20 protein-coding genes are annotated in these 26,981 nt (G+C 49.7%); 15 read left to right on the top strand and 5 right to left on the bottom strand.

Annotated features, from left to right (window positions below):
- Position 1: 1 nt before the first annotated feature.
- From rpe to AC4PME_RS04710, 8 genes are all read left to right on the top strand, one after another.
- On the top strand, positions 2 to 679 hold the full coding sequence (gene rpe / locus AC4PME_RS04745; protein ID WP_119502747.1) for a ribulose-phosphate 3-epimerase: 678 nt from the start codon (positions 2 to 4) through the stop codon (positions 677 to 679).
- A gap of 26 nt (positions 680 to 705) precedes the next feature.
- Entirely contained in the window at positions 706 to 1,716 is a 1,011-nt protein-coding gene (gene trpS / locus AC4PME_RS04740; protein ID WP_474841469.1) for a tryptophan--tRNA ligase, read from the top strand.
- A gap of 26 nt (positions 1,717 to 1,742) precedes the next feature.
- Positions 1,743 to 2,327 (top strand): anthranilate synthase component II, encoded by a 585-nt coding sequence (locus AC4PME_RS04735; protein WP_491045272.1) that lies wholly within the window; start codon positions 1,743 to 1,745, stop codon positions 2,325 to 2,327.
- A gap of 73 nt (positions 2,328 to 2,400) precedes the next feature.
- A complete protein-coding gene (locus AC4PME_RS04730; RefSeq protein ID WP_491045271.1) occupies positions 2,401 to 3,630 on the top strand; it encodes an HDOD domain-containing protein in 1,230 nt (409 codons plus the stop codon).
- 361 nt (positions 3,631 to 3,991) lie between these two features.
- A complete protein-coding gene (locus AC4PME_RS04725; RefSeq protein WP_119502751.1) occupies positions 3,992 to 5,197 on the top strand; it encodes an aspartate aminotransferase family protein in 1,206 nt (401 codons plus the stop codon).
- A gap of 26 nt (positions 5,198 to 5,223) precedes the next feature.
- Entirely contained in the window at positions 5,224 to 6,261 is a 1,038-nt protein-coding gene (gene astA / locus AC4PME_RS04720) for an arginine N-succinyltransferase (RefSeq protein WP_119502752.1), read from the top strand.
- A gap of 15 nt (positions 6,262 to 6,276) precedes the next feature.
- The gene (gene astD, locus AC4PME_RS04715) at positions 6,277 to 7,746 is read left to right on the top strand and encodes a succinylglutamate-semialdehyde dehydrogenase (RefSeq protein WP_119502753.1); all 1,470 of its coding nucleotides are present in this window, start codon (positions 6,277 to 6,279) and stop codon (positions 7,744 to 7,746) included.
- 18 nt (positions 7,747 to 7,764) lie between these two features.
- Positions 7,765 to 8,571, top strand: a complete 807-nt coding sequence (locus tag AC4PME_RS04710) for a DUF1338 domain-containing protein (RefSeq protein WP_491045270.1) — start codon at positions 7,765 to 7,767, stop codon at positions 8,569 to 8,571.
- 97 nt (positions 8,572 to 8,668) lie between these two features.
- On the opposite strand, the gene AC4PME_RS04705 is transcribed toward AC4PME_RS04710, so the two are convergent.
- The 3 genes from AC4PME_RS04705 to parC all read right to left on the bottom strand — a co-directional run bounded on the left by AC4PME_RS04705 (position 8,669) and on the right by parC (position 13,770).
- Entirely contained in the window at positions 8,669 to 10,849 is a 2,181-nt protein-coding gene (locus tag AC4PME_RS04705) for a putative bifunctional diguanylate cyclase/phosphodiesterase (RefSeq protein WP_491045269.1), read from the bottom strand.
- Positions 10,821 to 11,360, bottom strand: a complete 540-nt coding sequence (locus AC4PME_RS04700) for a heme NO-binding domain-containing protein (protein WP_119502755.1) — start codon at positions 11,358 to 11,360, stop codon at positions 10,821 to 10,823. The genes AC4PME_RS04705 and AC4PME_RS04700 overlap by 29 nt, the downstream gene beginning before the upstream one ends.
- Positions 11,361 to 11,469: 109 nt before the next feature.
- Positions 11,470 to 13,770 (bottom strand): DNA topoisomerase IV subunit A, encoded by a 2,301-nt coding sequence (parC, locus tag AC4PME_RS04695; protein WP_491045268.1) that lies wholly within the window; start codon positions 13,768 to 13,770, stop codon positions 11,470 to 11,472.
- Between the two features lie 269 nt (positions 13,771 to 14,039).
- Here parC and AC4PME_RS04690 point away from each other — a divergent pair, with 269 nt between their 5' ends.
- From AC4PME_RS04690 to AC4PME_RS04660, 7 genes are all read left to right on the top strand, one after another.
- Positions 14,040 to 15,005, top strand: coding sequence for a family 43 glycosylhydrolase (locus tag AC4PME_RS04690; RefSeq protein WP_491045267.1), 966 nt, complete (start codon positions 14,040 to 14,042; stop codon positions 15,003 to 15,005).
- A gap of 103 nt (positions 15,006 to 15,108) precedes the next feature.
- A complete protein-coding gene (locus tag AC4PME_RS04685; RefSeq protein ID WP_491045266.1) occupies positions 15,109 to 17,112 on the top strand; it encodes a GDSL-type esterase/lipase family protein in 2,004 nt (667 codons plus the stop codon).
- A 1-nt stretch (position 17,113) separates the two neighbouring features.
- Complete coding sequence (locus AC4PME_RS04680) at positions 17,114 to 18,673, top strand: rhamnogalacturonan acetylesterase (protein ID WP_491045265.1); 1,560 nt, start codon at positions 17,114 to 17,116, stop codon at positions 18,671 to 18,673.
- 2 nt (positions 18,674 to 18,675) lie between these two features.
- Positions 18,676 to 19,518, top strand: a complete 843-nt coding sequence (locus AC4PME_RS04675) for a sugar phosphate isomerase/epimerase family protein (protein WP_491045264.1) — start codon at positions 18,676 to 18,678, stop codon at positions 19,516 to 19,518.
- Positions 19,519 to 20,049: 531 nt separating this feature from the next.
- Entirely contained in the window at positions 20,050 to 23,076 is a 3,027-nt protein-coding gene (locus AC4PME_RS04670; RefSeq protein ID WP_491045263.1) for a TonB-dependent receptor, read from the top strand.
- A 76-nt stretch (positions 23,077 to 23,152) separates the two neighbouring features.
- Positions 23,153 to 23,467, top strand: a complete 315-nt coding sequence (gene rhaM / locus AC4PME_RS04665) for an L-rhamnose mutarotase (protein WP_491045262.1) — start codon at positions 23,153 to 23,155, stop codon at positions 23,465 to 23,467.
- A gap of 162 nt (positions 23,468 to 23,629) precedes the next feature.
- Complete coding sequence (locus AC4PME_RS04660; protein WP_491045261.1) at positions 23,630 to 24,685, top strand: aromatic ring-hydroxylating oxygenase subunit alpha; 1,056 nt, start codon at positions 23,630 to 23,632, stop codon at positions 24,683 to 24,685.
- A 40-nt stretch (positions 24,686 to 24,725) separates the two neighbouring features.
- Here the strand turns inward: AC4PME_RS04660 and AC4PME_RS04655 are convergent, their stop codons facing one another.
- Positions 24,726 to 26,156, bottom strand: coding sequence for a glycoside hydrolase family 28 protein (locus tag AC4PME_RS04655; RefSeq protein ID WP_491045260.1), 1,431 nt, complete (start codon positions 26,154 to 26,156; stop codon positions 24,726 to 24,728).
- Positions 26,146 to 26,940 (bottom strand): DUF1961 family protein, encoded by a 795-nt coding sequence (locus AC4PME_RS04650; protein ID WP_491045259.1) that lies wholly within the window; start codon positions 26,938 to 26,940, stop codon positions 26,146 to 26,148. The genes AC4PME_RS04655 and AC4PME_RS04650 overlap by 11 nt, the downstream gene beginning before the upstream one ends.
- Between the last annotated feature and the right edge of the window lie 41 nt (positions 26,941 to 26,981).

The raw sequence follows: 26,981 nt of genomic DNA, 5'->3' as shown, positions 1-26,981 counted from the left end.
TATGAAAGAGTTTTTAATCGCCCCTTCTATATTGTCTGCCGATTTCGCCAGGTTAGGGGAAGACGTGGAGGCAGTGCTGGCAGCAGGAGCTGATGTGGTTCACTTTGATGTGATGGACAACCACTATGTCCCCAACCTTTCATTTGGTCCGATGATTTGCGAAGCATTGCGGAAATATGGCATTACCGCTCCCATCGACGTGCATCTGATGGTGTCACCGGTGGACGACCTTATCGAACAATTTGCCAAAGCCGGCGCCAGCTATATCAGTTTTCATCCTGAGGCGAGTCAGCACGTCGACCGTTCGCTGCAATTGATCATTGATAACGGCTGCCAGCCCGGACTGGTTTTTAATCCGGCCACCCCGCTTCATTACCTTGACCATGTCATCGACAAACTGCATCACATATTGATCATGTCGGTGAACCCGGGTTTCGGAGGCCAGTCATTTATCCCTTCAACCCTTGATAAACTCCGTGCAGTTAACCAGCGGGTAGAAGAAAGTGGTAAAAATATCCGTATTGAAATTGACGGAGGGGTAAAAACCGATAACATTCGTGCCATCGCAGAAGCCGGCGCAGATATGTTCGTTGCCGGCTCGGCAATTTTTAATGCCCCCGACTATAAAAATGTAATTGACGACATGCGACGGGAATTAGCCGCCGCAAACAACGTCTGAATTCAGCAGGTACAGGTAATCAGGAAATGAGTAACAAACCCATTGTATTAAGTGGCTGTCAGCCCTCAGGACAACTTACTATCGGTAATTACATGGGAGCCCTAAAACAGTGGGTTGCCATGCAGGATGATCACGATTGCCTGTATATGCTGGTAGATTTACATGCCATTACGGTGCGCCAAGAGCCCGCGGCGTTACGTGAAGCCTGCCTTGACGGTCTGGCCTTATACCTGGCCTGCGGCATTGACCCCGAAAAGAGCACCTTGTTCGTGCAGTCCCATGTACCCGAACATGCCCAGCTGGCTTGGATCCTGAACTGCTATACCCAGATGGGTGAGCTGAACCGCATGACTCAGTTTAAAGACAAGTCTGCGAAGAATGTAACCAATATCAATGCCGGCCTTTTCACTTATCCGGCACTGATGGCCGCAGATATTCTGTTATATCAGGCAAATCAGGTACCGGTAGGTGACGACCAGAAACAACACCTGGAACTGGCCCGTGATGTTGCCACACGTATGAACAACATCTACGGCGATATGTTTGCCATCCCGGACCCGTTCATTCCTGAATTCGGCGCACGCATTATGAGCCTGCAGGATCCCGGCAAGAAGATGTCTAAATCTGACGACAATCCGAAAAACTTCATCGGCTTGCTCGAAGATCCGAAAAAGCTCACTAAGAAAATCAAAAGCGCGGTAACTGATTCTGACGAGCAGGCACGCATTTATTTCGACACTGAAGAAAAGCCGGGTGTATCTAACCTGCTGACATTATTGTCTCTGTCTACAGGCCGTTCCATTGATGAACTGGTTCCTGAATACGAGGATAAAATGTATGGTCACCTTAAAGGCGATGTGGCTTCTGCTGTCGTTGCACTGCTTGAGCCAGTACAAACGCGCTTCAAAGCATTACGGGAAGATCGTGCTTATCTTGATGAAGTCATGAAAAAAGGGGCAGAAAAAGCCTCAGCCCGTGCAGCTAACACACTGGATAAGGTTTACGACACACTGGGCTTCATTCCCCGTCCACGCTAAGCCGGCACAATATACGGAGTCAGTTTGTGTTGTTATTAATTGATAACTTCGATTCCTTTACCCATAACCTGGCCCGCTATTTCACTGAGCTGGGCCAGCAGGTAAAAGTGGTGCGTAACGACGAAATCTCCCTTGAGCAAATTACCGCGCTGGCACCGCAATACCTGGTGTTATCACCGGGTCCCTGCACGCCGGATGAAGCCGGTATTACGCTCAGCGCCATTGAACACTTTGCCGGAAAAATTCCCATGCTGGGAGTTTGCCTGGGGCATCAGTCTATTGGTCAGGTGTTCGGCGGTAAAGTCACACGGGCAGATAAAGTCAGGCACGGTAAAACCTCTGTCCTCTACCACAATAATACAGGAATGTTCAGCGACTTGCCCGACGGATACACTGTCACCCGGTATCACTCACTGGTACTTGAACCTGAAACCTTGCCGGACAGTTTGTCAGTGGAAGCCTGGTGTATTAACGAAAGTGGTAAACGGGAAATTATGGCAATTGCCCATAAAACATTACCTCTGTGGGGTGTACAATTTCATCCGGAGTCATTGCTGACAGAGCATGGCCACGCTATTTTGCAGCGGTTTATTACGCTGGCAGATGCATAATATTCAGAAAGTATTCAAAAAAAGTCATACTCCGGCCGATAACAGGGTACTATGATTTTTCCGGTAGCCCGATATGCTTTCGTTTTCTGTATCCGACAGCACCCCGAATAAAAATGACGTACGCAGGAGCCGCCCGGTAGTGGAGCATACCCCTGACAACTTACCCCCAATCAATGAGAGGTTTGATAACCTGCTCATTGCGCCTGCGCGGGTGTCTCAGATGATGGGACGCCGCAGTCCGGGGGAAGTGGCGTTTGCCCAGTCGGAACAGGGCGATGCTCGTCGCCGTTTGCTGCATGTTGAAAAAGTCGCCATTAAAAACAAACAGCTTCAGGCACAGTCAGAAGCCAGTCTGTTAGACCGTGTTAACGCCGAACTTCATCAGTATGTTTTTGAGTTGCTGAAAGATGAAATAGACAATACAGAGGTGGTCCTTACCTCTGTACTTAACCTGAGTCATGACGTTGCACCGCTGCTGGATATTCTGTCAGTCAGGGCCACATCTATTTCCCGCATTGAACCTCATGCTGCGGCACTACCATGGCTCTACGATGACCTCATGACCGTGGTAAATGCACCTAAGTTTCGTCGTAAGGACTCTAAGGGAAAAGTGATTCCGGTGGAAACTTTACGCACGGCGCTGAGCTTTATCGGAATTGAAAACCTCCGTTTATTGCTGCCGGCCATGATTCTGCGCCGGGCTCTGCCGAAAATTACCGATCCGTATCCGGACATTAAAAATCGTATCATGCAATTCGCTCAGTCAACGGGTCTGACTATGCGCGCACTGGCTGATGATTATGATTTACCGCCCCATGAAGCCTTCACTGCAGGGCTCCTGTCCCAGCTGGGGCGGTGTGCGGTGTCACGGTTATATTTTAAAGCCTTTGAACAGGCGCAGATTGCGTTGTTAAGAGAAGCGGAAATTGCAAAGGACACTGAACAGCACGGAGCGATGGCGAAAGTACAACCATCGGCAAATTACCTCATTGCTATGCAGCAGGAATTTTCTGAGCCGCTCACAGCAAGGCTGTTGGAGATACTGCAATTTAAACGTCTGCGCCTGGCGCTGCCGTTTATTGAAATCACAGAGAATGATCAACACCCTCACGATCTCACAGAGCTTTACAAGAAAGCCAAAGCTTATGCCGCTGTACGTATGTTGCACCAGGGTAAATTTCTGAACAAAGACGAAATCCCGCTGGCACTGCATAAAACGGGCTTTGTCAGAAGCGAACGTGACATTTTGAAATCCACCGACATCTTTCAGCTCCCTCTGATTGAGAATCCGCCTCTGGATTAACGTCTTTTGTGCACGAAATCGCCGTTTTTCGTGCACTTCCACAAAATTTAATCAAAAATTTTTACTGGATAATCATTCATACTGCTAAAAATCACGGTACGTCCTTCGCCCCGCCGCCACTTGCCCTGACTCAACTTATTAACAAATTGCATAAGCTTAGACAAATAAGCTGAATGCTTATGCACTTTTTATGCAAAACAAGCTAAAACCCTCTAAAAACAAGGCCTGCAGCGGGATTGCCAAGGTTACAAAGTGGCGATTAACTGGCATACTGTATAGCTAATTCGTACTTTTCGCATCCAACATCATCTGCACAATTTCACATTTGCACAGCGGATGCCCGATAAAAGAGGTAACTATAATGAACGTAACTCGCGCAACCTTTGATGAGGTCATGGTCCCTAACTACAATCCGGCCAACATGGTTCCGGTTCGTGGTGAAGGTTCCCGCGTTTGGGATCAGGATGGTGCTGAATACATCGATTTCGCAGGTGGTATTGCCGTAAACGTACTGGGTCACAGCCACCCTGCACTGGTTAAAGCATTAACCGAACAGGGCAGCAAGTTATGGCACTTAAGTAACGTTTTCACCAACGAACCTGCATTGCGTCTGGCAAAGAAGCTGACTGAAGCCACATTTGCCGAGCGCGTTTACTTTGCTAACTCAGGTGCTGAATCTAATGAAGCGGCACTGAAACTGGCACGTCGCTATGCACTGGAAAAATTCGGTGAAGAGAAAAACGAAATCATCGCCTTTAACAAAGGATTCCACGGTCGTACTTTCTTTACTGTAACAGTAGGCGGACAAGCCGCGTATTCTGATGGTTTTGGCCCTAAGCCCGGCGCTGTTGTTCACTGTGACTACAACGATCTTGCAGCATTTGAAAAGCTTATTTCAGACAAAACCTGTGCGGTTATGATGGAGCCTCTGCAAGGTGAAGGCGGCATTATCTCTCCTGATCCTGACTTCGTAAAAGGCGTGCGTGAACTGTGTGATAAGCACAATGCACTGCTGATCTTTGATGAAGTGCAATCGGGTGTTGGCCGTACCGGTAAACTGTACGCATACATGGGTCTGGGCGTGACGCCTGATATTCTGACCACAGCGAAATCATTAGGCGGCGGCTTCCCGATTGGTGCCATGCTGACTACCGCTGAAATTGCCGCTCACCTGAAAGCCGGTACTCACGGCAGCACTTACGGCGGTAACCCGCTGGCATGTGCAGTAGCTGAGGCCGCTCTTGACGTTGTGAATACGCCGGAAGTGTTAAACGGTGTGATCGAAAAAGAAAACCTGTTCCGTGAACTGCTGGGTGAGATCAACGCTAAATACAATGTGTTCGAAGAGATTCGTGGACAGGGTCTGTTGCTGGGCGCTGCCCTTAACAAAGACTACGAAGGCCGCGCCCGTGACTTCCTGGTTGCTTCAGCTAACGAAAAACTGATGTGCCTGGTGGCCGGTGCCAATGTAGTGCGCTTCGCGCCTTCTCTGATCATTTCAGAAGAAGAAATCCGCGATGGTATGGCACGCTTTGAGCGCGCTGTAGCCAGCGTAGTTAACGCCTGATAAACAACGGCTCCGGAAACGCGGTTATGTATATTATTCGCCCTATTAACACTGGTGACTACGACGCGCTGAACAACATCGCAGTGGAGTCCGGTATTGGCTTTACGTCATTACCGGTAAATGAAACGCTGCTGCGCAAAAAAATCAGTCGTGCAGAAAGCGCTTTTTCCGAACAGGTGGTTCAACCGGGCAATCAGTCTTACCTTTTTGTTATGGAAGATACCACCACAGGCACTGTGGTGGGCACCACTGGTATTGAGGCCGCTGTAGGTCTGGATGATGCGTTTTACCATTATCACATGGGTAAAGTTGTTCATGCCTCCCGTGAGCTGAATATTCACAATACTGTGGATATTCTCTCTGTGTGTAACGACTACACCGGTGTCACCGAAATCTGCACGCTGTTTCTGCGTGAACAGGCTAGAGGCGGTGTTAACGGTCGCTTCCTGTCTAAAGTGCGATTTTTGTTTATGATGGAGCATCGTGAACGGTTCTCGGAAACCATCATTGCCGAAATGCGCGGTGTCAGTGACGAAGAAGGTAAATCACCGTTCTGGGCCTGGCTGGAAGAGCATTTCTTTTCGCTGGATTTCCCCACTGCGGACTACCTTACCGGGATTGGCAATAAACGCTTTATCGCGGAATTGATGCCCAAATACCCCATTTACGTCAATTTATTGAGTAAAGAAGCACAAGCGGTGATTGGTCAGGTTCATGATAAAACCCGCCCCGCCCTGCTTCTGCTTCAGGAAGAAGGCTTCAGCTGCCGTGGCTACGTAGATATTTTCGACGCAGGCCCGACAGTAGAAGCGAATCTGAGCCATATCCGCACAGCACAGGCAAGCCGCAAGCTTCCGGTGGTCATTGACGATCAGACGGCAGCGCAAGGCGGACAGACCTGTTACATCATTAATACTTCTGTAGCGGATTTTCGCGCCGTTGCCACTGATTTGGCGGTCAGCGAAGAAAACAATGTTGCTGCCATTTCCCGCCAGGCTGCAACGGCACTAAATATAAACGAAGGCGACATGGTACGTTTTGCACCAGTCAGCTTTCGGGACTAACGACAGGATTGATTCATGCAAACTACACACTTTATCAATGGTGAGTGGGTCGCTGGACAAGGACACACTATTCAGTCGGTTGATCCGGCAAAAGACCAGGTTATCTGGGAAGGACAAGCTGCCACCGCAGCACAGGTTGGCGAGGCCATCGCTGCCGCGCGTAATGCGTTAACAGACTGGTCATTCAAAAGCTTTGACGAGCGCCTGACTGTCATCAAAAAATACGGTGAACTGCTGGCAGACAGCAAGCCTGAACTGGCTAAAATCATTGCCCGTGAAACAGGTAAACCTGAATGGGAAACGGCAACCGAAGTGGGCGCCATGACAGGCAAAATCGGTATTTCCGAAAAGGCCTATCATGAACGAACCGGTACTGTTGAAAACCCTATGCCCACGGGTCAGGCGTTCATCCGCCATAAGCCCCATGGTGTGGTAGCCGTATTTGGTCCGTATAATTTCCCGGGCCACTTACCAAATGGTCACATCGTACCTGCGCTGATGGCGGGCAACACCATTGTGTTTAAACCCAGCGATTTAACCCCGGCTGTGGCTGAGTTCATGGTGAAGCTGTGGGAAAAAGCCGGTCTGCCGGCTGGTGTACTCAATCTGGTACAGGGCGAAGTAGAAACAGGCAAAGCACTGGCAACGCATGCTGGTATTGACGGCCTTTTCTTCACTGGTAGTTCCCGTACCGGTAAAATTCTCCACGAGCAGTTTGCAGGGCATCCCGGCAAAATTCTGGCTCTGGAAATGGGTGGAAACAACCCGCTGATCGTAAAAGACGTTGCCGACACTGATGCCGCCGTTCACGACATCGTGCAATCAGCCTTTGTGACCTCTGGTCAACGTTGTACCTGCTCCCGCCGTTTATTCCTGCCATCAGGTGCAGCAGGAGATGCCATCCTGAACCGCCTGGTAGAAGTCACCAAAAACATTAAAGTTGGCGACTACGACGCGCAGGAGCAGCCGTTCATGGGTGCGATGATTTCTGCCAAAGCGGCCAGAATGATGGTCGATGCTCAGGCAGAGCTGGTCTCTCTTGGCGGCAAAGTGATTGTGGAACTGACTCAGCCGGAAGCAAACAAGGGCTTTGCGACACCCGGCATTATTGACGTGACAGACATGCTTGATGCCTTGCCGGACGAAGAACACTTCGGACCGTTACTGAAAGTCATCCGTTACACCGATTTTGATGCAGCAATCAAAGAAGCAAACAATACCCGTTACGGTTTATCTGCAGGTTTCCTGGGCGACAGCGAAGAAGACTACCGTTATTTCTTCCAGCGTATCCGTGCCGGTATTGTTAACTGGAACCGCCCGATCACCGGAGCCAGCAGTGCAGCCCCCTTTGGTGGCGTAGGCGAAAGTGGTAACCACCGCGCCAGCGCGTACTACGCAGCCGACTATTGTGCATACCCTGTTGCATCTGTTGAGCTGGAAAAAGTCACCCTGCCGGGTACATTAAGCCCGGGTTTAACGCTGTAGCAAAAGGACGCAGTTAACATGCATACAAATGTAGATACCTTATTTGACCGCCTGTGGGACAAATATGTGGCTATCACACCTTCAGCCCATAAAATTCATGCGCTGCTGGTGGGTGAGGAAAACAGTGACAGTATCGTGAACGATCATGTGGCGTTCCGTACTTTTAATCTCGACAAATGCCGGTTAGATAAACTCGCTGCGCACTTTCTGGCGCTGGGCTATGAGGCGAAAGGCGATTACGACTTTGAAGCCAAAAAGCTGACCGCAAAGCATTTCGAACACGCCGACCTGACTAAACCTAAAGTGTTTATCAGTGAACTCCGTGTAGAAGAGCTGTCAGAAGCCTCTCAGGCGATCATCCATAAGCTGGTAGAGCAAATGGATGAAAGCATCACCACCAGCGAAACGTTTCTTTATTCAGGGCCTCAGTGGTCACTGTCTAAAGAAGACTACGATACGCTGCTGAATGAATCTGAATATGCAGCCTGGATGGCGGCATGGGGATTCCAGGCTAACCACTTCACCGTGAGCGTTAACCATCTCAGCCAGACACAGTCTCTGGTTGACGTGAACACGCTGCTTAAGGAAGCAGGTTTTGTTCTTAACACCTCAGGTGGCGAAATCAAAGGTGGCGAAGACGTATTTCTAGCCCAGTCATCGACAATGGCCGACAAAGCCGGTGTTGAAATGAACGGGGAAACGGTTCAGATCCCATCCTGCTTTTATGAGTTCGCACAACGTTACGAACTGCCTGACGGCAAACTGTACCAGGGCTTTGTTGCGGCGTCTGCTGACAAGATTTTCGAAAGCACAAACGCCAAGTAATTACACAGCAGATATCTGCCGTACTTTCATTGGCAAAAGGCTGCTTCACCAAAGGTGAAGCAGCCTTTTTTATTTACGCCAGCCATCTTTGCAAAGGTCAGCCTGTTACCGCACTCTGTTCCGGTAATCTTGCAAGGAATTCACTGAACCGGGATGGCTTATCAAAATAGAAGCCCTGCAATAAATCCACCCGGGCTTCACGAAGTAACGGCAGGTATTCAGACAACTCCACCCCTTCCACTACAGTATGAATTTCTAACCGTTGCAACATAACAATAATGCCCTGAAACAACGCCAGTGCTTTCGCGTCATGATGGATGTCTTTTAACAAGCTGCGATCCAGCTTTACCGTACTGAACTCAAACATTCTGAGGTAACTTAACGCAGAGAATCCGCTGCCGAAATCATCCAGCGCCAGGTCAAAGCCGGCATCCCTTAACGCCTGAAGTGCACCAATTGCCCGCTGTTCATCCTGCATAAAAATAGACTCAGTCAGTTCTATTTCAATTAATGACTCTGACACCTTTTTTTCCGCACAAATGGCTTTTGCCTGAGCGGGAAAGTGAGGATCTAATAACTGGTTGGCACTGATGTTAACAGCGAGTGGCACTACCTGATGCTGCTGTGCCATCACGGTGAGGTAGTCACAGGCGCGGGACAAAGCCTGCAACCCGATTTGTAAATCCAGCTGATTCGCCTCAGCCAGCGGAATGAAAATGCCCGGAGAGACGTTACCGTGCATAGCAGACTGCCACCGGCACAATACCTCGCCGGATTTCAGCACACCCTCAACATCGTATTTACCCTGAATGTAGAAATCCAGGCTATCCTGCTCGATGGTTTTACGTAAATCAGACAGCATGCTGACCTGCGCCTTCATACTCTCCCATAACCCCTGCTGGTAAACACTCACCCGCCCTTTACCGCCAATCTTCGCCTGATACATGGCTGCGTCGGCATTCTGAATTAAGCGTTCAACGCTGCCGCCATCAAACGGATGACAGGCAATGCCGATACTTGCGGACAGATGTAACTCGGTACTCTGCGCCTCAATTTTGAGGTTTTCTATTCCCTTAATGACAGATTCACCGATAGCGCTGGCACGATCTTCATCACAATCCGGCAATACCACCACAAACTCATCGCCCCCCCAGCGGGTGACAGTTTTACCGTTGTAATGTATGCGGGAAAGGACGCGGGCCACTTCCTGTAAACAGCGGTCACCGGTTTCATGACCGGCACCGTCATTGATTTGTTTAAACCCGTCCAGGTCGATAAACAAGAGCTTAAAGTTCTGACCGGATTCCAGTGCGTTTTCCAAAGCTTCATTCAGCCCGTTGCGGTTACTCAAACCGGTCAGATCATCATGCATGGCCATCTGACGTAAGCGGGTTTCATTAAATTTGCGCTCTGAAATGTCCCGGACAGTGGCAATCAGATAGGGCTTTTTCTGATACTGGCTTTCAAACCGCGCCAGCGATATATCTACCGGCAATTCCCGCTCATCAAGTGTTACCAGCACCGTTTCAAACCGTATTTGCTGATGTCCGTGCTTTGACAAATGTTTGTCTGCATCAACGATCAAATCCTTTAACGACCAGCCGAGGGTCATGTTTTTATCCTGCACTTTGATAAGAGAAACGAATGCCTCGTTACACTCAGTGATGGAATAGTCGTCTGACAACACCAGCATTGCTTCACGAGAGCTTGCGAAGGCGGATGCCATCAGATGAAAGGTCTGCTCTGCTTCACGTTCGTAAGTGATGTCGCGGGTGGTGCCCACAATCCGCACTGCAGAACCAAATTCATCCCGTTCCAGCACTCTGCCCCGTAAACGCATCCAGAGAAACATTTCGCGGAAACGGTAACGGAAGGACACCTCAAGCCGGTCTTCGCCGCCATGCAGTACGATGGACCACTGAAACTCCAGATTGGAAATGTCTTCTTCGTGTATGTTTCGCAGCAAATCAATCGGACTACTTTCCCGCAGAGACTCTTTAGCGGAATGGAGTGAAAATGAACGGATGGTAATTCTGTCGTCACTGGCACGCCATTCCCAGTAAGACTCCTGGGCAGCCCACATGGCAAGGCGCAACCGGGTTTCTGTTGCCTGACTCTGTTGCAGAGCCTCATACAAAGCCACACTGCGCTCAGTCAGCAAAGCTTCCGCCTGCACCCGGGCACGCTTTTCCCTGGCTAAACGGCGCTCAAGCGCTGCAATCGCCTTGCTGTCTTTGTCCATGTCCGCATCAGCTTTCAACGGTGATATTGAATTCATAGGTATGGGGCTTGTCTGATCTGACTGTTGTACGTTGAATAGTTTGCCCGAAGTGATCGGCAGCTGCGTCCATCAGACCTTCAGCCAGAGAATGCAGTTCGCGGGTTGAGTAATATTCTAACAGCATGGTGTTATCCGTTTTGGACAACACTTTAAAAGTTGGTAAATCAGCATCGGGATAAAGTTTGCGTACCTGGACGTGAATATCATTGTCCAGCACACTAAGGGCATCAAGAATACCGCTACGCCCTGCCATCACCTGGCCATGGGCGGAAGCAAGACGACCAAACAGATAGTAGCCAAAGTCGTGCAGCAGTTCTTCTGCAGGCTTGCCGGTCTTTTCCACCAGCACACCAACCAGTTTCTGCATTTCAGAGAAGGGGTAGTAACCTACCGATGTGTAGGCACCATCATTTTCAAGGTTCGCCGCGACAATCACCTCATCAGCAAATTCCGGCGAGACCTTTTCTTCCAGCATTTCAACCAGCGTTGTGAACACAATCCCCAGCATACGGACATTCCTGTTTTATCCAATCTTATTAAGTGTAGCCCGGTAATACCGGGCCACAACTCAATAATTGGTCTAAACCGCAGCAGGTAAGCTGATTGCAGGCAGAGACTTAGGCGTCGTCGTTGCCTTCGCTGTCTGTTTCAGGCGCAGCAGTTTTGGGGAGTTCAACAATGAGGTCGTCTACCCGCTGAAGACCACGGGGAAGTTTGTTGCCCCGGCGTCCCCGCTCACCCTGGTAATGCTCAAGGTCAGCCGGTGACAGTGTCATGCTGCGTTTGCCAGCAACCACTTTCACCGATGCGCCATCTGGTACAACGGCTAAACAGCACACAAACTCTTCGCGGGTTTGTGCTTTCGCTGATGGGATATTAATGATTTTATTGCCTTTTCCTTTCGCAAGGCTGGGTAAATCCCGTAACGGGAACAGCAACATACGCCCTTCATTAGAGATGGCTAAGCACCAGTCGGATTCAATATCATTTACCCGTTGCGGCGTAATCACTTTGGCTGCGGTGGGTAAACTTAAGAAAGCCTTACCGGCTTTATTTTTGCTGATCATATCCGCAAATTTGCCGACGAACCCGTAACCGGCATCGGATGCAATGAGATATCGCTGCTCATCATCCCCCATGAGTACATCAGTAAACTGTTCGCCTCCCACTACGCTGAACCGTCCGGTCAGTGGTTCACCCTGGCTGCGGGCAGAAGGCAGGCCGTGGGCGTCACAGGAGAATGCCCGGCCGGAGGTATCGAGGAACACTGCCGGCTGATTACTCCGGCCTTTCGCGCTCGCGAGGAAACCGTCACCGGCTTTGTAGCTTAATCCTTCTGCGTCTACGTCATGGCCTTTGGCGCATCGTGCCCAGCCTTTTTCCGACAGTACTACGGTTACCGCTTCGGACGGGATAAGCTCTTTTTCAGACAGGGCTTTGGCTTCGCCACGCTCTACCAGCGGCGAACGGCGATCATCACCGTACTTCTCAGCATCAGCCAGAATTTCTTTCTTAATCAGTGTTTTTAAGCGGCGATCAGAGCCCAGTAAGGTTTCCAGTTTCTGACGTTCTTCTTCCAGCTCATCCTGCTCACCTTTAATTTTCATCTCTTCTAACTTCGCAAGGTGACGTAATTTCAGTTCCAGAATGGCTTCGGCCTGCTTATCCGACAGAGAGAACCGGCGCATAAGCTCTGCTTTCGGCTCATCAAAGGTCCGGATGATCTCAATCACTTCATCGATATTTAAGAAGGCAATCATTAAACCTTCTAAAATATGCAGACGCGCCAGCACTTTATCCAGGCGGTACTGAAGACGGCGGGTCACGGTGTCTTTACGGTAAACCAGCCATTCAGCCAGAATAGTGCGCAAATCTTTCACCTGAGGACGGCCGTCAAGACCAATCATATTCAGGTTTACGCGGTAACTTTTCTCTAAATCTGTAGTTGCGAACAAATGCTGCATGAGCTGTTCACTGTCCACACGGTTAGAACGCGGCGTGATAACAAGACGGGTTGGATTTTCGTGGTCAGATTCGTCACGTAAATCACTTACCATAGGCAGCTTTTTCGCCTGCATCTGCGCAGCAATTTGTTCTAACACTTTGCCGCCGGAGGCCTGGTGAGGCAGTGCGGTGATAACTATGTCACCATTTTCTTCGGTGTAAACCGCGCGCATTTTTATTGAACCACGTCCGGTTTCGTAAATTTTCCGGATGTCTGCCCGCGGGGTAATGATTTCTGCATCGGTCGGGAAATCCGGTCCCTGTACATGCTCCAGTACGTCAGCTAATTCGGCTTTGCTGTCATCCAGCAGCATGGCACAGGCATTGGCAACTTCCCGCACGTTGTGAGGAGGAATGTCTGTGGCCATACCTACCGCAATTCCTGTCACGCCGTTTAGCAAAATATGCGGTAAACGGGCGGGTAAAACTTTAGGTTCCTTCAGCGTTCCGTCAAAGTTAGGCATCCAGTCTACGGTGCCCTGCCCCAGCTCGTTCAGCAGCACTTCACTGAAACGGGATAAACGGGCTTCTGTATAACGCATGGCAGCAAAGGATTTGGGGTCATCCGGCGCCCCCCAGTTTCCTTGTCCGTCTACCAGTGGATAGCGGTATGAAAACGGCTGGGCCATCAGTACCATGGCTTCGTAACAGGCAGAATCACCGTGAGGATGGAATTTACCTAATACGTCACCCACGGTTCTGGCTGACTTCTTGTATTTTGCCGTTGCGCTTAAACCAAGATCAGACATCGCATAAATAATGCGGCGTTGAACGGGCTTTAAGCCATCTGCGATATGAGGTAATGCCCGGTCCATGATTACGTACATGGAGTAATTTAAATAGGCATCTTCGGTAAACCGGCGTAGAGGAAGTTGCTCAACCCCATCCCGGTTGATAATGATTTCGTCGCTCATGCGTTATTTTCGTTATGATGTGGTTCACTGCTTTTTAGCCATTGTGAGCCAATCCCCGCCGATACGCAATAAGCTGACAAACCGGGTGGTAATTTCATTATTGGAACAAAACGTTGAAGCCGCCTGTTCAGCCTTGCCTGAAGAACAAGGCCCGCTCTACACTCGCTCCACTCACTGACGACTCATTAACGTGGACAGGGATGAAGCCTGAAGCAATTATTCTATGCCTTGCTGTTTCTTTAATGACAGCTTGTGCCGGTGTCAGAAGCGTGTCTGAAACACAGTCTGTACAAAGTAAGGCAGCTCCGAAACCACTTTACCGTGACCCCGTTTATGACGGCGCCGCCGATCCCACAGTAGTATGGAATCCTCACACCTCCAGCTGGTTCATGTACTACACAAACCGGCGTGCCAATATGCCAGACCCCGAAGGTGTTGAATGGGTTCACGGTACCCCCATCAGTATCGCTGAGTCGGCGGATGGTGGTGTGACGTGGCGCTATAAGCGCAATGCTGTTATCAACTATCCCCACTCCGGTGATAACAGTATTACCTACTGGGCACCGGATGTGTTTTTTCATGAAGAAACCTGGCACATGTATCTCACCATTGTGCCCGGCGTATTTACAGACTGGGCTCATCCCCGCACCATCGCGCACTTCACCAGTACTGACATGCTGTCATGGCATTACGAGTCAACATTGAAGCTGGCCAATGAGAAAGTCATTGATGCCGATGTCATCGCCCTGCCGGATGGTGGCTGGCGCATGTTTTACAACAACGAGCCTGACGGGAAGTCTGTGTACTATGCTGACAGCGACGATTTATATCACTGGCAGGACAAGGGCAGAGCTCAGTTGGCCTGTCGCGGGGAAGGTCCGGTTGCTTTTAAGTGGCAAGGTTACTGGTGGCTGATTGTTGACGCATGGCGAGGGCTGGCGGTTTACCGCTCTACTGATTTAACCCGCTGGGAACAACAAACCGGCTATTTACTGGCGGAACCCGGAACAGGTAAAGACGACGGTATTAATGGCGGCCATCCCGACGTAGTGGTTGAAAATGACCGCGCCTGGCTGTTCTATTTCACCCATGGCGGCAGAGTGGGAGAGAATGCAGAGAAAGACAATGCAGAGTCCAGACGCAGTGTCATTCAGGTCACTGAGTTGCAGTTTGAAAGTAACTGGCTGACTACTGACAGGAACGCGCCAGCACTTATCTCCTTACCGGCAAAATAATTTTGAACCCGCCGGTTCAAATGTGAAATTATTTTTACATACCTGTTTACGCATTGTGAACCCTTGTGATTGAATTTGACTGTACTTTTCAGGATGAATCACAGTGAAACTAACCAATCCATTTGCCGCGAGGCTTGCCAGCCGCACCGCTGTTTTAGCAAGCATCATTACCTTCACAGCTTTTTTCCTGGCAAGCTGTGCCAAATCCCCTCCCCCCCAATCCGGACCTGACTACACCGCGTACCTGTTTGCATCGTTCAGAGGCAACGGTGAGGACGGCTTGCACCTGGCATACAGCAGAGACGGTCTGAACTGGATAGCGTTGAATAACGATAATGCCGTTTTAACACCGGACGCCGGCACGAAGCTGATGCGGGATCCCACGTTGATAAGAGGACCGGAATCGTTTCACATGGTGTGGACCACCGGCTGGGAAGACAAAGGTATTGGTATAGCTCACAGTGATGATTTGGTCACCTGGAGTGAACAGCAATTTGTTCCTGTGATGTCGTCCTATCCTGCCGCTAAAAATGCCTGGGCGCCGGAAATTTATTATGACGAAACTGAGCAGGAGTTTGTCATCTTCTGGGCATCGACCCTGGCCGGAAAATATCCTCAAACTGAGGCTCAGGCAGATAAAGGCTGGGATCATCGCATCTATGCAACACGCACGAAAGATTTCGCCGGATTTACCCCCACCACCCTCTTCTATCAGCCCGACTTTAATGTCATTGATGCCAACATTACGGCGCTGGATTCAGGATACGTGATGCTGATTAAAGACGAGACCCGTTATCCTGCCGCCAAACGCTTGCATACGGCTTTCAGTGACAATATCAACGGGCCGTGGAGGTTCACTGAATCGTCTTTTTCTCCGGATAGTTTGTGGGTAGAAGGCCCGACGACGCTTAAGGTAAAAGACGGCTTCCTGGTGTATTACGATGCCTACATGACACACCGGTTTGGTGCTATGTTCACCAAAGACTTTGTTCACTTTGAAGACAAAACGCCTCAGCTTAATTTGCCTGCAGGCACCCGTCATGGCAGTGCTATTCCCATTACCGAAGAAGAACTGCAGACACTGCTTAACGCTTATGGTGACGACACAACGCACTGGTCAGCAGATTCACTTAAATCAGTGTGTAGTGGTGAACCGTTAACATGCAAACTGGGGGGCGGCACGGGCAATTACCAGGTCGCAGTTATCGGCACCCTGTCGTCAGATATCTACGCAGAGAGCCGCAGAAAAATGTTTACTCCGGCGGTCGCCAGCGAAATGCCTGCTAACCCCGGTCCTTCCACCGCTTACTTCGCGGTTAATGTGCGCGACCCGGAGGGCCAGCCCATTCAGGATGTCAGCGAGCCGTCAACGGACGGCCTGAACCTTACCTTTATGCAGCCCCTTCATACCATCAGCAGTATTGAAGTTACACCAATGAGGAACAGTCGCTCTTTGTTTATCATCGGTGATTCAACGGTGTGCGATCAAACACTGCAATGGTCAAAGGCCAGCGAAGATCGCTATACCGGTTGGGGGCAGTTGCTGCCAGCCTGGTTTGCGCCGTCAATGACTGTCATTAACTATGCAGACAGCGGAGAAGGCACCGAAGCATTCGCAGTGCCCGATGGTGTGCTCTGGCAGAAAATGGCGGGACAGATCCAGCCTGATGACTGGGTACTGATCCAGCTCGGACACAACGATAAGAAAACCCCAAAGTCCGTTTACGTGTCACGATTGACCGGGTTACTTGAAACCATTCAGGGTAAGGGAGCACTTCCTGTTGTGATTTCCCCGATGATCCGCAATCATAATATTTCTCTCACGCAACAGCACATATACGGCGATCTGGTTTTGCGGGACGTGCTGCCGGAGATCACCACCTCCGCAAATGTCCCCTACATTGATTTAATGTCGCTTTCCCACAACTGGGCCACCCGGCTGGGACAGGCTGAAGCACAAACCTATTTTGTGGATGACGATCAGACTCATTCAAACGAACACGGCGCAGGGATATTCGCTCAATTTATAGTGGATGAAATCAGCCGTCAGCAATCAGACCTGGCCAGTTACCTACGTGTATCGCAACATGACAAAGCAGAGAAATAATATGCCTTATCTACCACGCTTCTTACGCCCCGTTTTCGCGTTCTTCGTTACCAGTGTTTGTGCGGTGTTTTCCCTTACCGCACTGGCAGATGACGAAAAGCATCTGACACCAGCCACCATTTTTATCGCCGGCGATTCCACTGCTGCCACATACAACAATACTGATCACCAGGGCTGGGGAGCGGTTTTTCAGCAATACTTCGACGACAAGAAAGTCACCGTTGATAACCGTGCCAAAGGAGGCCGCAGCACGCGGACCTTTATTGCTGAAGGCTGGTGGGACAAATTACTTAACGATGTGAAGCCGGGGGATATCGTGCTTATCCAGTTCGGTCACAATGATGCCAGCCCGGTTAATGACGACTCCAGAGCCAGAGGGACATTAAAGTCTCTGACTGAAGAATACCGCGACATACACAATTTGCTGACTGACAAAGACGAGCGGGTATTTTCTTTCGGCCACTATATCCGTCAGATGGTGGCAGATGTCCGCCAGAAAAAGGCTATCCCTGTTTTACTGTCGCTGACCGCCAGAAACATCTGGCATGGCGATCGTATCGAACGGGGCTCCGGTGAATATGGTGGCTGGATGCACAGTCTGGCCATGGAATTGCACACACCTTTTATTGACGTGACCAACGCTGCGGCTGATCAGTTAGAAGCACTTGGCAAGGAAGAAACCGCTGCGCTTTATCCAAAGGATCATACTCACTTTCATACGCAGGGGGCAAAGCTTCACGCTGAAGTCGTTGTCGCTGCCATAAAAGGTATGCGCCCTTCTCTTTCACCGGCACTGTATTCAGAAGCCGGTAATGCGGTTACTGCGAACAACTGGACCTTCGTTAATTTACCCGTGGTGCAAAATCAGGGACTGCGCAGTGTGTTTATGGTGGGCGATTCTACTGTCAGAAATGGTCGTGGCGATGGTGCCGGCGGTCAGTGGGGTTGGGGTGATTTCATTGCCGGCGCGTTGCCTGATGCCAATGTGAACTTTGTTAACCGCGCTGTAGGAGGCCTGAGCAGCCGGACTTTCGTCACCGGCGGACACTGGCAACGGGCACTGAATATGATGAAGCCCGGCGATATTGTGCTGTTACAGTTTGGCCATAATGATGCCGGCGCGCTTAACGATGACTCCAGAGCCCGCGGTACCATTAAGGGCACAGGCATGGAGCAAAAACGTATTGAGAACATGCTTACCGGCGAACCTGAAGTTGTTCACACCTATGGCTGGTATTTACGTAAGATGATTGGAGAGGCCAAAGCGCAGGGCGTCATCCCGGTAATTTGCTCTCCGGTTCCCCGAAAAAAATGGGAAGACAACGGCTTTCGTATTGCCCGCGCCCGTGACAGTTATCCCCAATGGGCAGAGGCGGTGGCCCGCACTGGCAACACGGCTTTCATCGATTTACACGAATTGGTTGCAAGCGCTTACGACGGTAAACCCCATGAGTTGATCGACAGCTATTTTGGTGATGCCCATACCCACACCAGCAAAGAAGGCGCAGAAGTCACTGCAGCAATAGTCGCTGAGCGCTTAAAACCTATGCTGGGTCTGTAAACATGAGTGCATTGAATATCGGCGTACGCGCCCATGATTTTGGTCAGGGCAGTATTGAGGAAGTCTGCAACCGCATTGGCCAGTATGATGTGTCCTGCGTGCAACTGGCTTTGCCCAAGTCCTTTCCTTTTATGGGACCGGACGCCGGGCGCATCACGCCGGGCTTTGCTAGCAAAGTGAAAAACTGCTTCGCTGCACACAATATCGATATTGCTGTGCTGGGTTGCTACATCAACCCCGTGCATCCGGATAAGCAAATCCGTGAAGTATCGCTGCAATGGTTTGAAGAGCATTTGCAGTTTGCCAGCGACTTCGGTTGCAAAATCGTGGGAACGGAAACCGGCAGTATTAATCCAGATTGCCTCTGGCATCCCGATAATCATTCAGAGAAAGCGTTCAATGAACTGGTTACCTCAGTGAAAAGGCTTGCCCTGACCGCAGAGAAATTTGGCGTAATCATCGGTATAGAGGGTGTAGCCCATCACCACATTATTAATACACCGGAACGTTTGTGTCAGTTACTGGAGGCGGTGGACTCCTCCAATGTAAAAGTGATCTATGACCCGGTAAATTTCTTTCCGGTAAATATGCCTGTCTCTCAGGAGGCTGCCATGGATGAGATGTTTGCAAAGCTTGGACAGCAAATCGTCGCAGTGCATTGCAAAGACTTCATCACTAAAGACCACAAAAAATTCGGGGATTTACCTTCCGGCACAGGAGAGATGAATCACCGCTATCTTTTTGCCTGGCTGGCCAGATTTAAACCGGATATTCAGATCATTCTTGAGAATACATCTGCCGGCAACATCGACAAGGTACTTTCCTTTCTGGATAATCAATTGTAGTTCAACCCTTTTCAAGCGTGTTTGCTCAATCCTCTGTACCCAACCCTCCGGGCAAACACGCAATTTATCCTGCTATTTTTACACCGGCAATTCCCGCGAAACAATTGTAAACCAGCCGTCAAAACAGATTTAAAAACCTGTTAGTTTCATATATTGAATTTTTTGTACTTTTCCGAAAATAGTTTTGGCCACTATTGACCGGTAATTTTGCCCCCGAAAAGCACGATGACTGACCTGACACACCGGTAAACGACATCAAAACTGCTTATTTTATTACCTTAAAAACCATTATTAATCATAGCTTTAAACAAACACCAACAGCTCTCATTTCAATTATGGAACTTTATAGTTAAAAGCTTATTTATCCCTTGACGGCTGATTGTGGATGAAAACGCTTGATTGGAAATGATTGGGCTGTGTTGACGGCTTTTTGGGCCGGGATTACCATCATTTTCGATGTAAACAAAATATTAAAAACATGTACGGAAGACTTACATCGAACTTGGCCGATAACAGCAAATCGAGGTTAAAATGAAAAACTTCAAGGACAACAGAAGAAACACAGGGCAAAACCCTACCCTTGCCCGCAAGCCACTTGCCACACTTATTTCAAACATACTGATTGCAGGATCCTGTGCGTCTCTTTCACTGGCAGCAGTCCCGGCATTTGCACAGCAGAATACCGCTACGCAGCAGGAAGACGCCATTAAGGTGTCCGCTACTGCTAATGCCAATAACGCTGAAACTGCAGAAGCAGAAGATGCAGATGACGAAACAGAAGTTATTGAAGTCAAAGGTATCCGTTTCAGTCAGCGTGGCGCTATCGACCGTAAGAAGATGGCAGGCACCATTATGGACTCCCTTGTAGCTGAAGATGTAGGCCAGTTCCCTGACAAAAACGTGGGTGAAGCCCTGCAACGTATTCCCGGCGTTCAACTTGACCGTGATTTTGGTGAAGGTGCGTCAATCAGTATCCGGGGCGTTGAGCCCGGCTTGCTCCGTGTAGAAGTTAACAATGTATCAGCCCAGGGCTTCGGCGGCGACCGTGGTGTCGACTTCCGCGCCATGGCGTCAGAACTCATCCGCTCACTGGATGTAATTAAAGGTTCAGAAGCCCGGCTAACTGAAGGGGGTATCGGTGGTACCGTGCAGGTTAACACCCGTAAACCTAACGAGTTTACTGAGAACTTCCTGTCTGTGAACGCCGAAGGCCAGTACAACGACCTTACCGGCGAGCCCAATAACCGTTTTAACTTTGTTGGCGTATACAAATTTAATGAAGATTTTGGTGTACTGGCGAACGTAACCAGTGAGAAAAAGAACACCATGATCCATGCTATCCGGAATACCGAGTGGATGCTGTTCGATGATTACGACAACACCGCAGAAAAGACGTTCGTGAATCAGGATTTTGCAGACATTACTGACAAAGCAGACTGTGCCACATCCAGTGATCAGAACCTGTGTGAGCAACAATGGTATGACTTCTCACCCCGTATCCCCCGCTACGGTATCTGGGGTCGTGAGGAAGACCGGATCAGCGCCAACCTGATGGTACAGTACCGTTTCAATGATCGTTTCCAGACACATGTGGGTTACACCTATAACGACCGTGACAAGACCGCAACTGACCTGAACCTGCACCTGGAATCAGGTTCCGCCGCCCGTGTCGATCCGGCATCTGTAGTGGTTGATGACCAGCACAATGTGACCTATTTTGAGACCATTGCCGCCGGTGTAACCAACCGTACGCTGAATTTCGCCTGGGATCAGACAACGTCTATTTTCGAAACCGGGTTTGAATATGATGCCGATGTGTGGAGCGTAGAAGGCTTGCTCTCCAAATCAGACTCTAAGCAGGACATAGATTCCCGGGATACCCATATTACTGCCGAAGGTCTTGCGGGCATTGCTGTTACGCTGAATGATGAAGGCATGCCGGAATGGGATTTCAACGACGGCTATTTTTATAATGCCGATGACCCTACCGATACCTCCGACCGTTTTGATGTAAACGACCCGGGCAGCTACCGCTCACGCTCACGCTATAAATATGCACCGCATACCGATGAATCAGACGAAACCATGGCAAAACTGGATTTCACTTATGTGCCGGATTCAGATTTCATCACTATGGTACGCTCCGGTGTGCAGTACACGAAACAGGAACAAATCAACGCCGATTATCAGTACAACATCATTCGTGATGTGGGTCAGGAATATAATGGTGTTGAGTGGACCGTTGATGATCAGATTGCGCTGATCAGCGGCAATACTTTCCAGTCAGATGAGTTGTTTGACGGCTATGATTTACCGGTAAGTACCGTAGGCTCTTATCAGGCCGTTGATACCCAGCCTTTCATTGATGCAATTCAGGCTATTTCGGACGACAACACAACCCGTGAAGATCTCGATGTGCGTTCGGGCAACTACGACGTATCGGTAGAAACCCAGGCCATCTATCTGCAGGGTAACTTCGAGACTTACGTGGGTGAAATGCGTCTTTGGGGTAATGCCGGTGTGCGGTACGTTAAAACGAAAACGGCTGCAAACGGTAACGTTTGGGAGCGGATTATTGTTGACCAGGTTGATGAGAATGGTGATGTTCTCACAGACCCGGTTACCGGCGAAGACTTAGCAGGTGTGGAAGATCCGGATCATCCGGAGGATTTCGAGGGCCGTAAAACTGTTGACGGTGAATACAGCGACACGCTGCCAAGCATAAACGTGAACCTCGGTATCATTCCTAATGAGCTGGTGCTTTACATGGGTGCAGCAAAAGTTATGTCACGGCCAAAAACCACCGACTTGAACGTGAACGCTGACTGTACCATTTATAAAACACGACGCTCTGTTGAAGATGATATTCACGATTACTGTACTGCCGGTAACCCCGCTCTGAACCCGTATCGTGCGAATCAGTTTGATATTTCACTGAACTGGTATCCCGATGAGAACTCAGTCATCTCCGGTGCTTACTTCATCAAAGATATCACCAGTTGGATCATTGATGCAGAAACCCGTTTTGACGTGGACTTCTTCGGCGACGGCCGTCTGTTTGATGTGCGCCAGAAAATCAATGGCTCAGGTGTAACCACCAAGGGTATCGAGCTTCAGGCTTCCACCGTATTCACCTGGTTGCCGGCGCCCTTCGACGGCTTCGGCGGTAGTGTGAACTACACCCGCATGTCTGCTGATGATGTTGGTTTGTTCAACCAGTTAAACGGTGAAGAACTGCCCTTCCCGTCACAATCTGAAAACAGCTATAACCTGACGGCGTTCTATGAAACGGATATGTGGAGTGTTCGCCTTGCATACAACTATCGCGACGAATACCTGGCATCGCCGGCAGACCGTTCCGGGAACCCCGTCTTCGTTGATGATTCCGGCTATCTGGACGCAAAAATTGTGTACAACGTCACAGAAAACCTGCGCTTATACGCTGACGGTCGTAACTTAACCGGTGAAGTGAAAACTTATACTGCAGGCCCGCACCGTTTATCAGATCTGCAGTGGTCCGGACGTGAGTACGCTGTAGGTGTGACTTACCAGTTCTGAGACCGACATAGCTAACTATGTTACATAAGGCTTCCTGACAGGAAGCCTTTCTTTGTTTACTTACCAGGAGCAACCTTTGGAAACCATCGCATTTGTAATGCAATTACGCCCCGGTTTTGAAGCGGAATATGAAAAACGCCATGATGAAATCTGGCCGGAGTTGGTGACGCTGTTGAAAGAGGCCGGAATAGGAGACTATTCCATTTTCCTGCATCCGCAAACGCTGCAACTCTTCGCCACACTTAAGCGCCCGGAAAGTCACAAAATGGATACCCTGCCAGAGCAGGCAATAATGCAAAAATGGTGGGCATATATGGGCGACATCATGGACCATAATCCCGATAACAGCCCCGTCAGCGTGCCACTGCAGCCGGTTTTTTATCTCAAATAGAGCAACACTTGAGATTTCGGTTAGCCTCACACCATTTTATTTAAAAATTATTCTTTACGCGGACTCATTTACAGAGTAAAAATGCGCCAAATTCGGGTAAGCCGGATCCTACTCTGCCAGCCTGACTTGCAGCTTACTTTTTTGTCATTGCCGGAGAACTCAATGGCATTTCAATATCCGCCGGTGAAGAGCTATTTCGACGCTGCATCATCCGATGCTGAGGTTAAGTTTGCCTTCGAAAAAGGGCTGCGTTATGCAGGCCACACTCTTATGGTACCTGAAAAGTTCAGCTACTTTACCCTGCCTCACCTGAATGATCGCTATGTGCTTTTTAATCAGGGTGATGGTTACGACATCGTGTCGAATGTTTGTCTGCACAGACAGGCAAAACTGCTTGAAGGCGCCGGGCGCACCCGAAACATCATCTGTAAGTTACATTGCTGGGGCTATGACAACCTGGGCACGCTGCGTGGCACACCGCAATTTGGCGAAAAGCAGACCGGTGCACTGAAAAAAGAGTCACTGGTAAACTGGCACGGCTTACTCTTCCGCGACCGCGCGCCGGACATGGACTTAGAAGCACTGGGTCTTAGCAGTTACATTAACTTCGATGATTATTTTTTCGCTGATCTGGAAACGGCCCGCTATAACTTTAACTGGAAGACATTCATCGAGATTTACCTGGAAAATTACCACGTATTCTCTATGCACCCGGGTTTAAAACAGTACGTGAAAGCCGATGACCTGGAATGGGAATTTGGCAATGATTTCTCAGTTCAGAAAGTAGGACTGGGACAGGATTTACTGAAAGCGACAACACCTCACTACCGCCATTTCCAGGATGCGCTGGCTGAGCGCTTCGCCGGCAACCTCCCCCGGTACGGTGCGATTTGGTGCTTTATCTATCCCAACATCATGATTGAGTGGTATCCCGAAGTACTGGTTGTCAGCACTGTATATCCGGACGGTCCGCGACACTGTACTAACCACGTAGAGTTTTATTATCCGAAAGCATTCCATGTAAAATCGCCGGAATACTTCACGGCAGAGAAAAACGCCTACATGGAAACCGCTGAAGAAGATGAAGTGGCCTGCACACTGCTGGAAAAAGGCCGTGAAGCGCTTTACCTTTCAGGCGAAGAAGAATTCGGCCCGGTAGACAGCTTTCTTGAAGCCGGTGTTGCCGGTTTTTATGAGTTTTTGACGCCGGTTGAGTAGACAAGGTGGCAGTAGTTATCCTGCCACCATTGCTGATAATTTATGCGTTATACCACTCAAAACCACCAACATTAACGTTCTGAACCGCCTCTTCGCGGGTGTTTTCTGCAACCACATTGCTGAGTGTAACGTTGCTGACCGGCATTTCTGCCTGACCTTCTATCTTACACACATACCCGGCTTTGCCCACCCGGACGTTCTGCAAATGAATGCCGGAGATAGCCGTTAGTTTGCGCTCGTAAGTGGGTACAAGATCTTTCCACTGATACAGTACATCTGTTGCTATGGTCAGTGCGCCGCCGTTGATGGCAGGTGCGGTGATATTCTGTACCACTACATTTCGTACATAACCGCCTCTGCGCTCATTGGTTTTGATCAGCATCAGATTGCCCGTGCCTTCATACTTAAACGCTGCGCCGCCTTCAAAATGGCAATCATCAACAAACACATTTTCAATACCACCGGATAATTCACTGCCTATGGCGATTAGCTGATGAGCCCGCTTTATCCGGCAATGCCGGATGACCACGTTTTTGCACGGCATGTTTAAGCGCCAGGCGTCCTGATTTCTGCCAGCCTTAATGGCTATTGCATCATCCCCCTGGTCAAACTCACAATGTTCAATCAGCAGATTCTGTGTCATTTCGGGGTCAACGCCGTCATTATTGTGCCCGTACGCTTTTACCGAAACGCCGCGGATGACTACATGCTCACTCATGTAAGGATGCAGTACCCAGAACGGGCTGTTTTCGATATCAATATCTTCTACCAGTACGTGTTTACAGCGATTGAAATGCACGAAGTGAGGACGCAGGTTGGCACCTTCATAATCCATTTTACGGACTTCAACCGGCTCGCCTTTCGCTGCCATATGATAAAGGTTCGCCAGCGCCTGCATATGTTCAGGCGGACGCTTATACCAGATTTTCCAGGTATCCAGGTTGGCAAAAAGCTTGCCTTCACCGCTAAGCGCAATGTGCTCGCATCCGTAAGCGTAAATAAGCGGCGAGTAGTTATAACACTCCATGCCTTCCCAGGATGTTTTTACAGCGGGTAAGTAATCTTTCGGATCCCCCGAAAAAGTAAGCTGAGCACCTTTCCGGACGTGCAAATTCACAAAGCTTTTTAAATGGATTTTACCGCACACCCACTCACCCTGAGGAATAATCACCCGGCCGCCACCAGCCTGATGGGCGGCATCAATTGCACTTGCGATCGCCCGGTTGTTGGCGTGCTTATCACCCGCAATGGCACCAAAGGCGCGGATATCAAACTCCGGCGTATGAGCAAAGTCGGGAACAATGATATCCGGCATAGCAAAAGGCGTATTGGTCTTAAACGACTGCGTATTCATACCGGCCCGTGATGAGTTGATAACTGAAGATTGCTGACATGCAGCCAGCAAGGCTACTGACGATGAGGCGAGCAGGAAATCCCGCCGGGAAAGACATTGTCTATTGTTATTCCCCATGGCCAGCTCCTTTTAGCGCCCAAATTTTCAAATCGCGGTACTGAAACTTTGTCCACTGCATTTGCCGGAAGCCGAGTTTCCCGTCCTGTAACGGCGGGCCGGTGTCGATGCCGTCTACCACGGGCATATCATCGGTGTAATCGATAACGGTGCGCCCGTTGATTGAAAGTTGAATATGATTCTTATGTTTCACTAAGCGAATATGATTGATGCGGGTATCTGTTGCCGCTATGCCGGGCTTACCTTGTTGCAGTAACGAGAATGTGTTGTTTTTGCGCAGATTAGCGTGTCCCCTTGCCGGATTGTGCGCAGCGTTCGCGTAATAAGAAATATGGTAACTGCGAATATCCCCGTTGGTATATTGGGTGAATGTGCCATCCCTCGGAGTAAGGCTTGCATCAAAAATGTCTTCACCTTGTATGCCTTTTGCGGCAAAAAACACTATAACCAGTCCCGCATCTGTTTTCAGCGCCTGCGCATCCCACTCTGCAATGAAACTGTCAGGCAGCGTCTCAGGCATCCAGAACACATGGTGACCCGCTTCGTCGGGCGACCACATTTGCATCCAACCATTCTGAAAGGCTGTCTGGCCCGGACCTTCCATACGCCAGCCCGCCATATCCTTCTCCCGGGATAAGGGGTTTTGATAAATAATGTCGCCTTTTGTCCATTTTTCTTCCACCACCTGCGCACTGGCAGTCATCCCCGATGTTGCATTCCCACTACAGCCACAGACCAGTAAAAATAAAGCGCCTGCAGCAAAATACGTTCTGACTGAAACCATACTCCCTCCGTGTGCCATAACACTATTTTTCAAATGTGAAA

This window comes from Alteromonas sp., from assembly GCF_984505615.1.
Note: the sequence above shows the minus strand (reverse complement) of the source record. Positions and strands in the feature narration are given on the sequence as shown.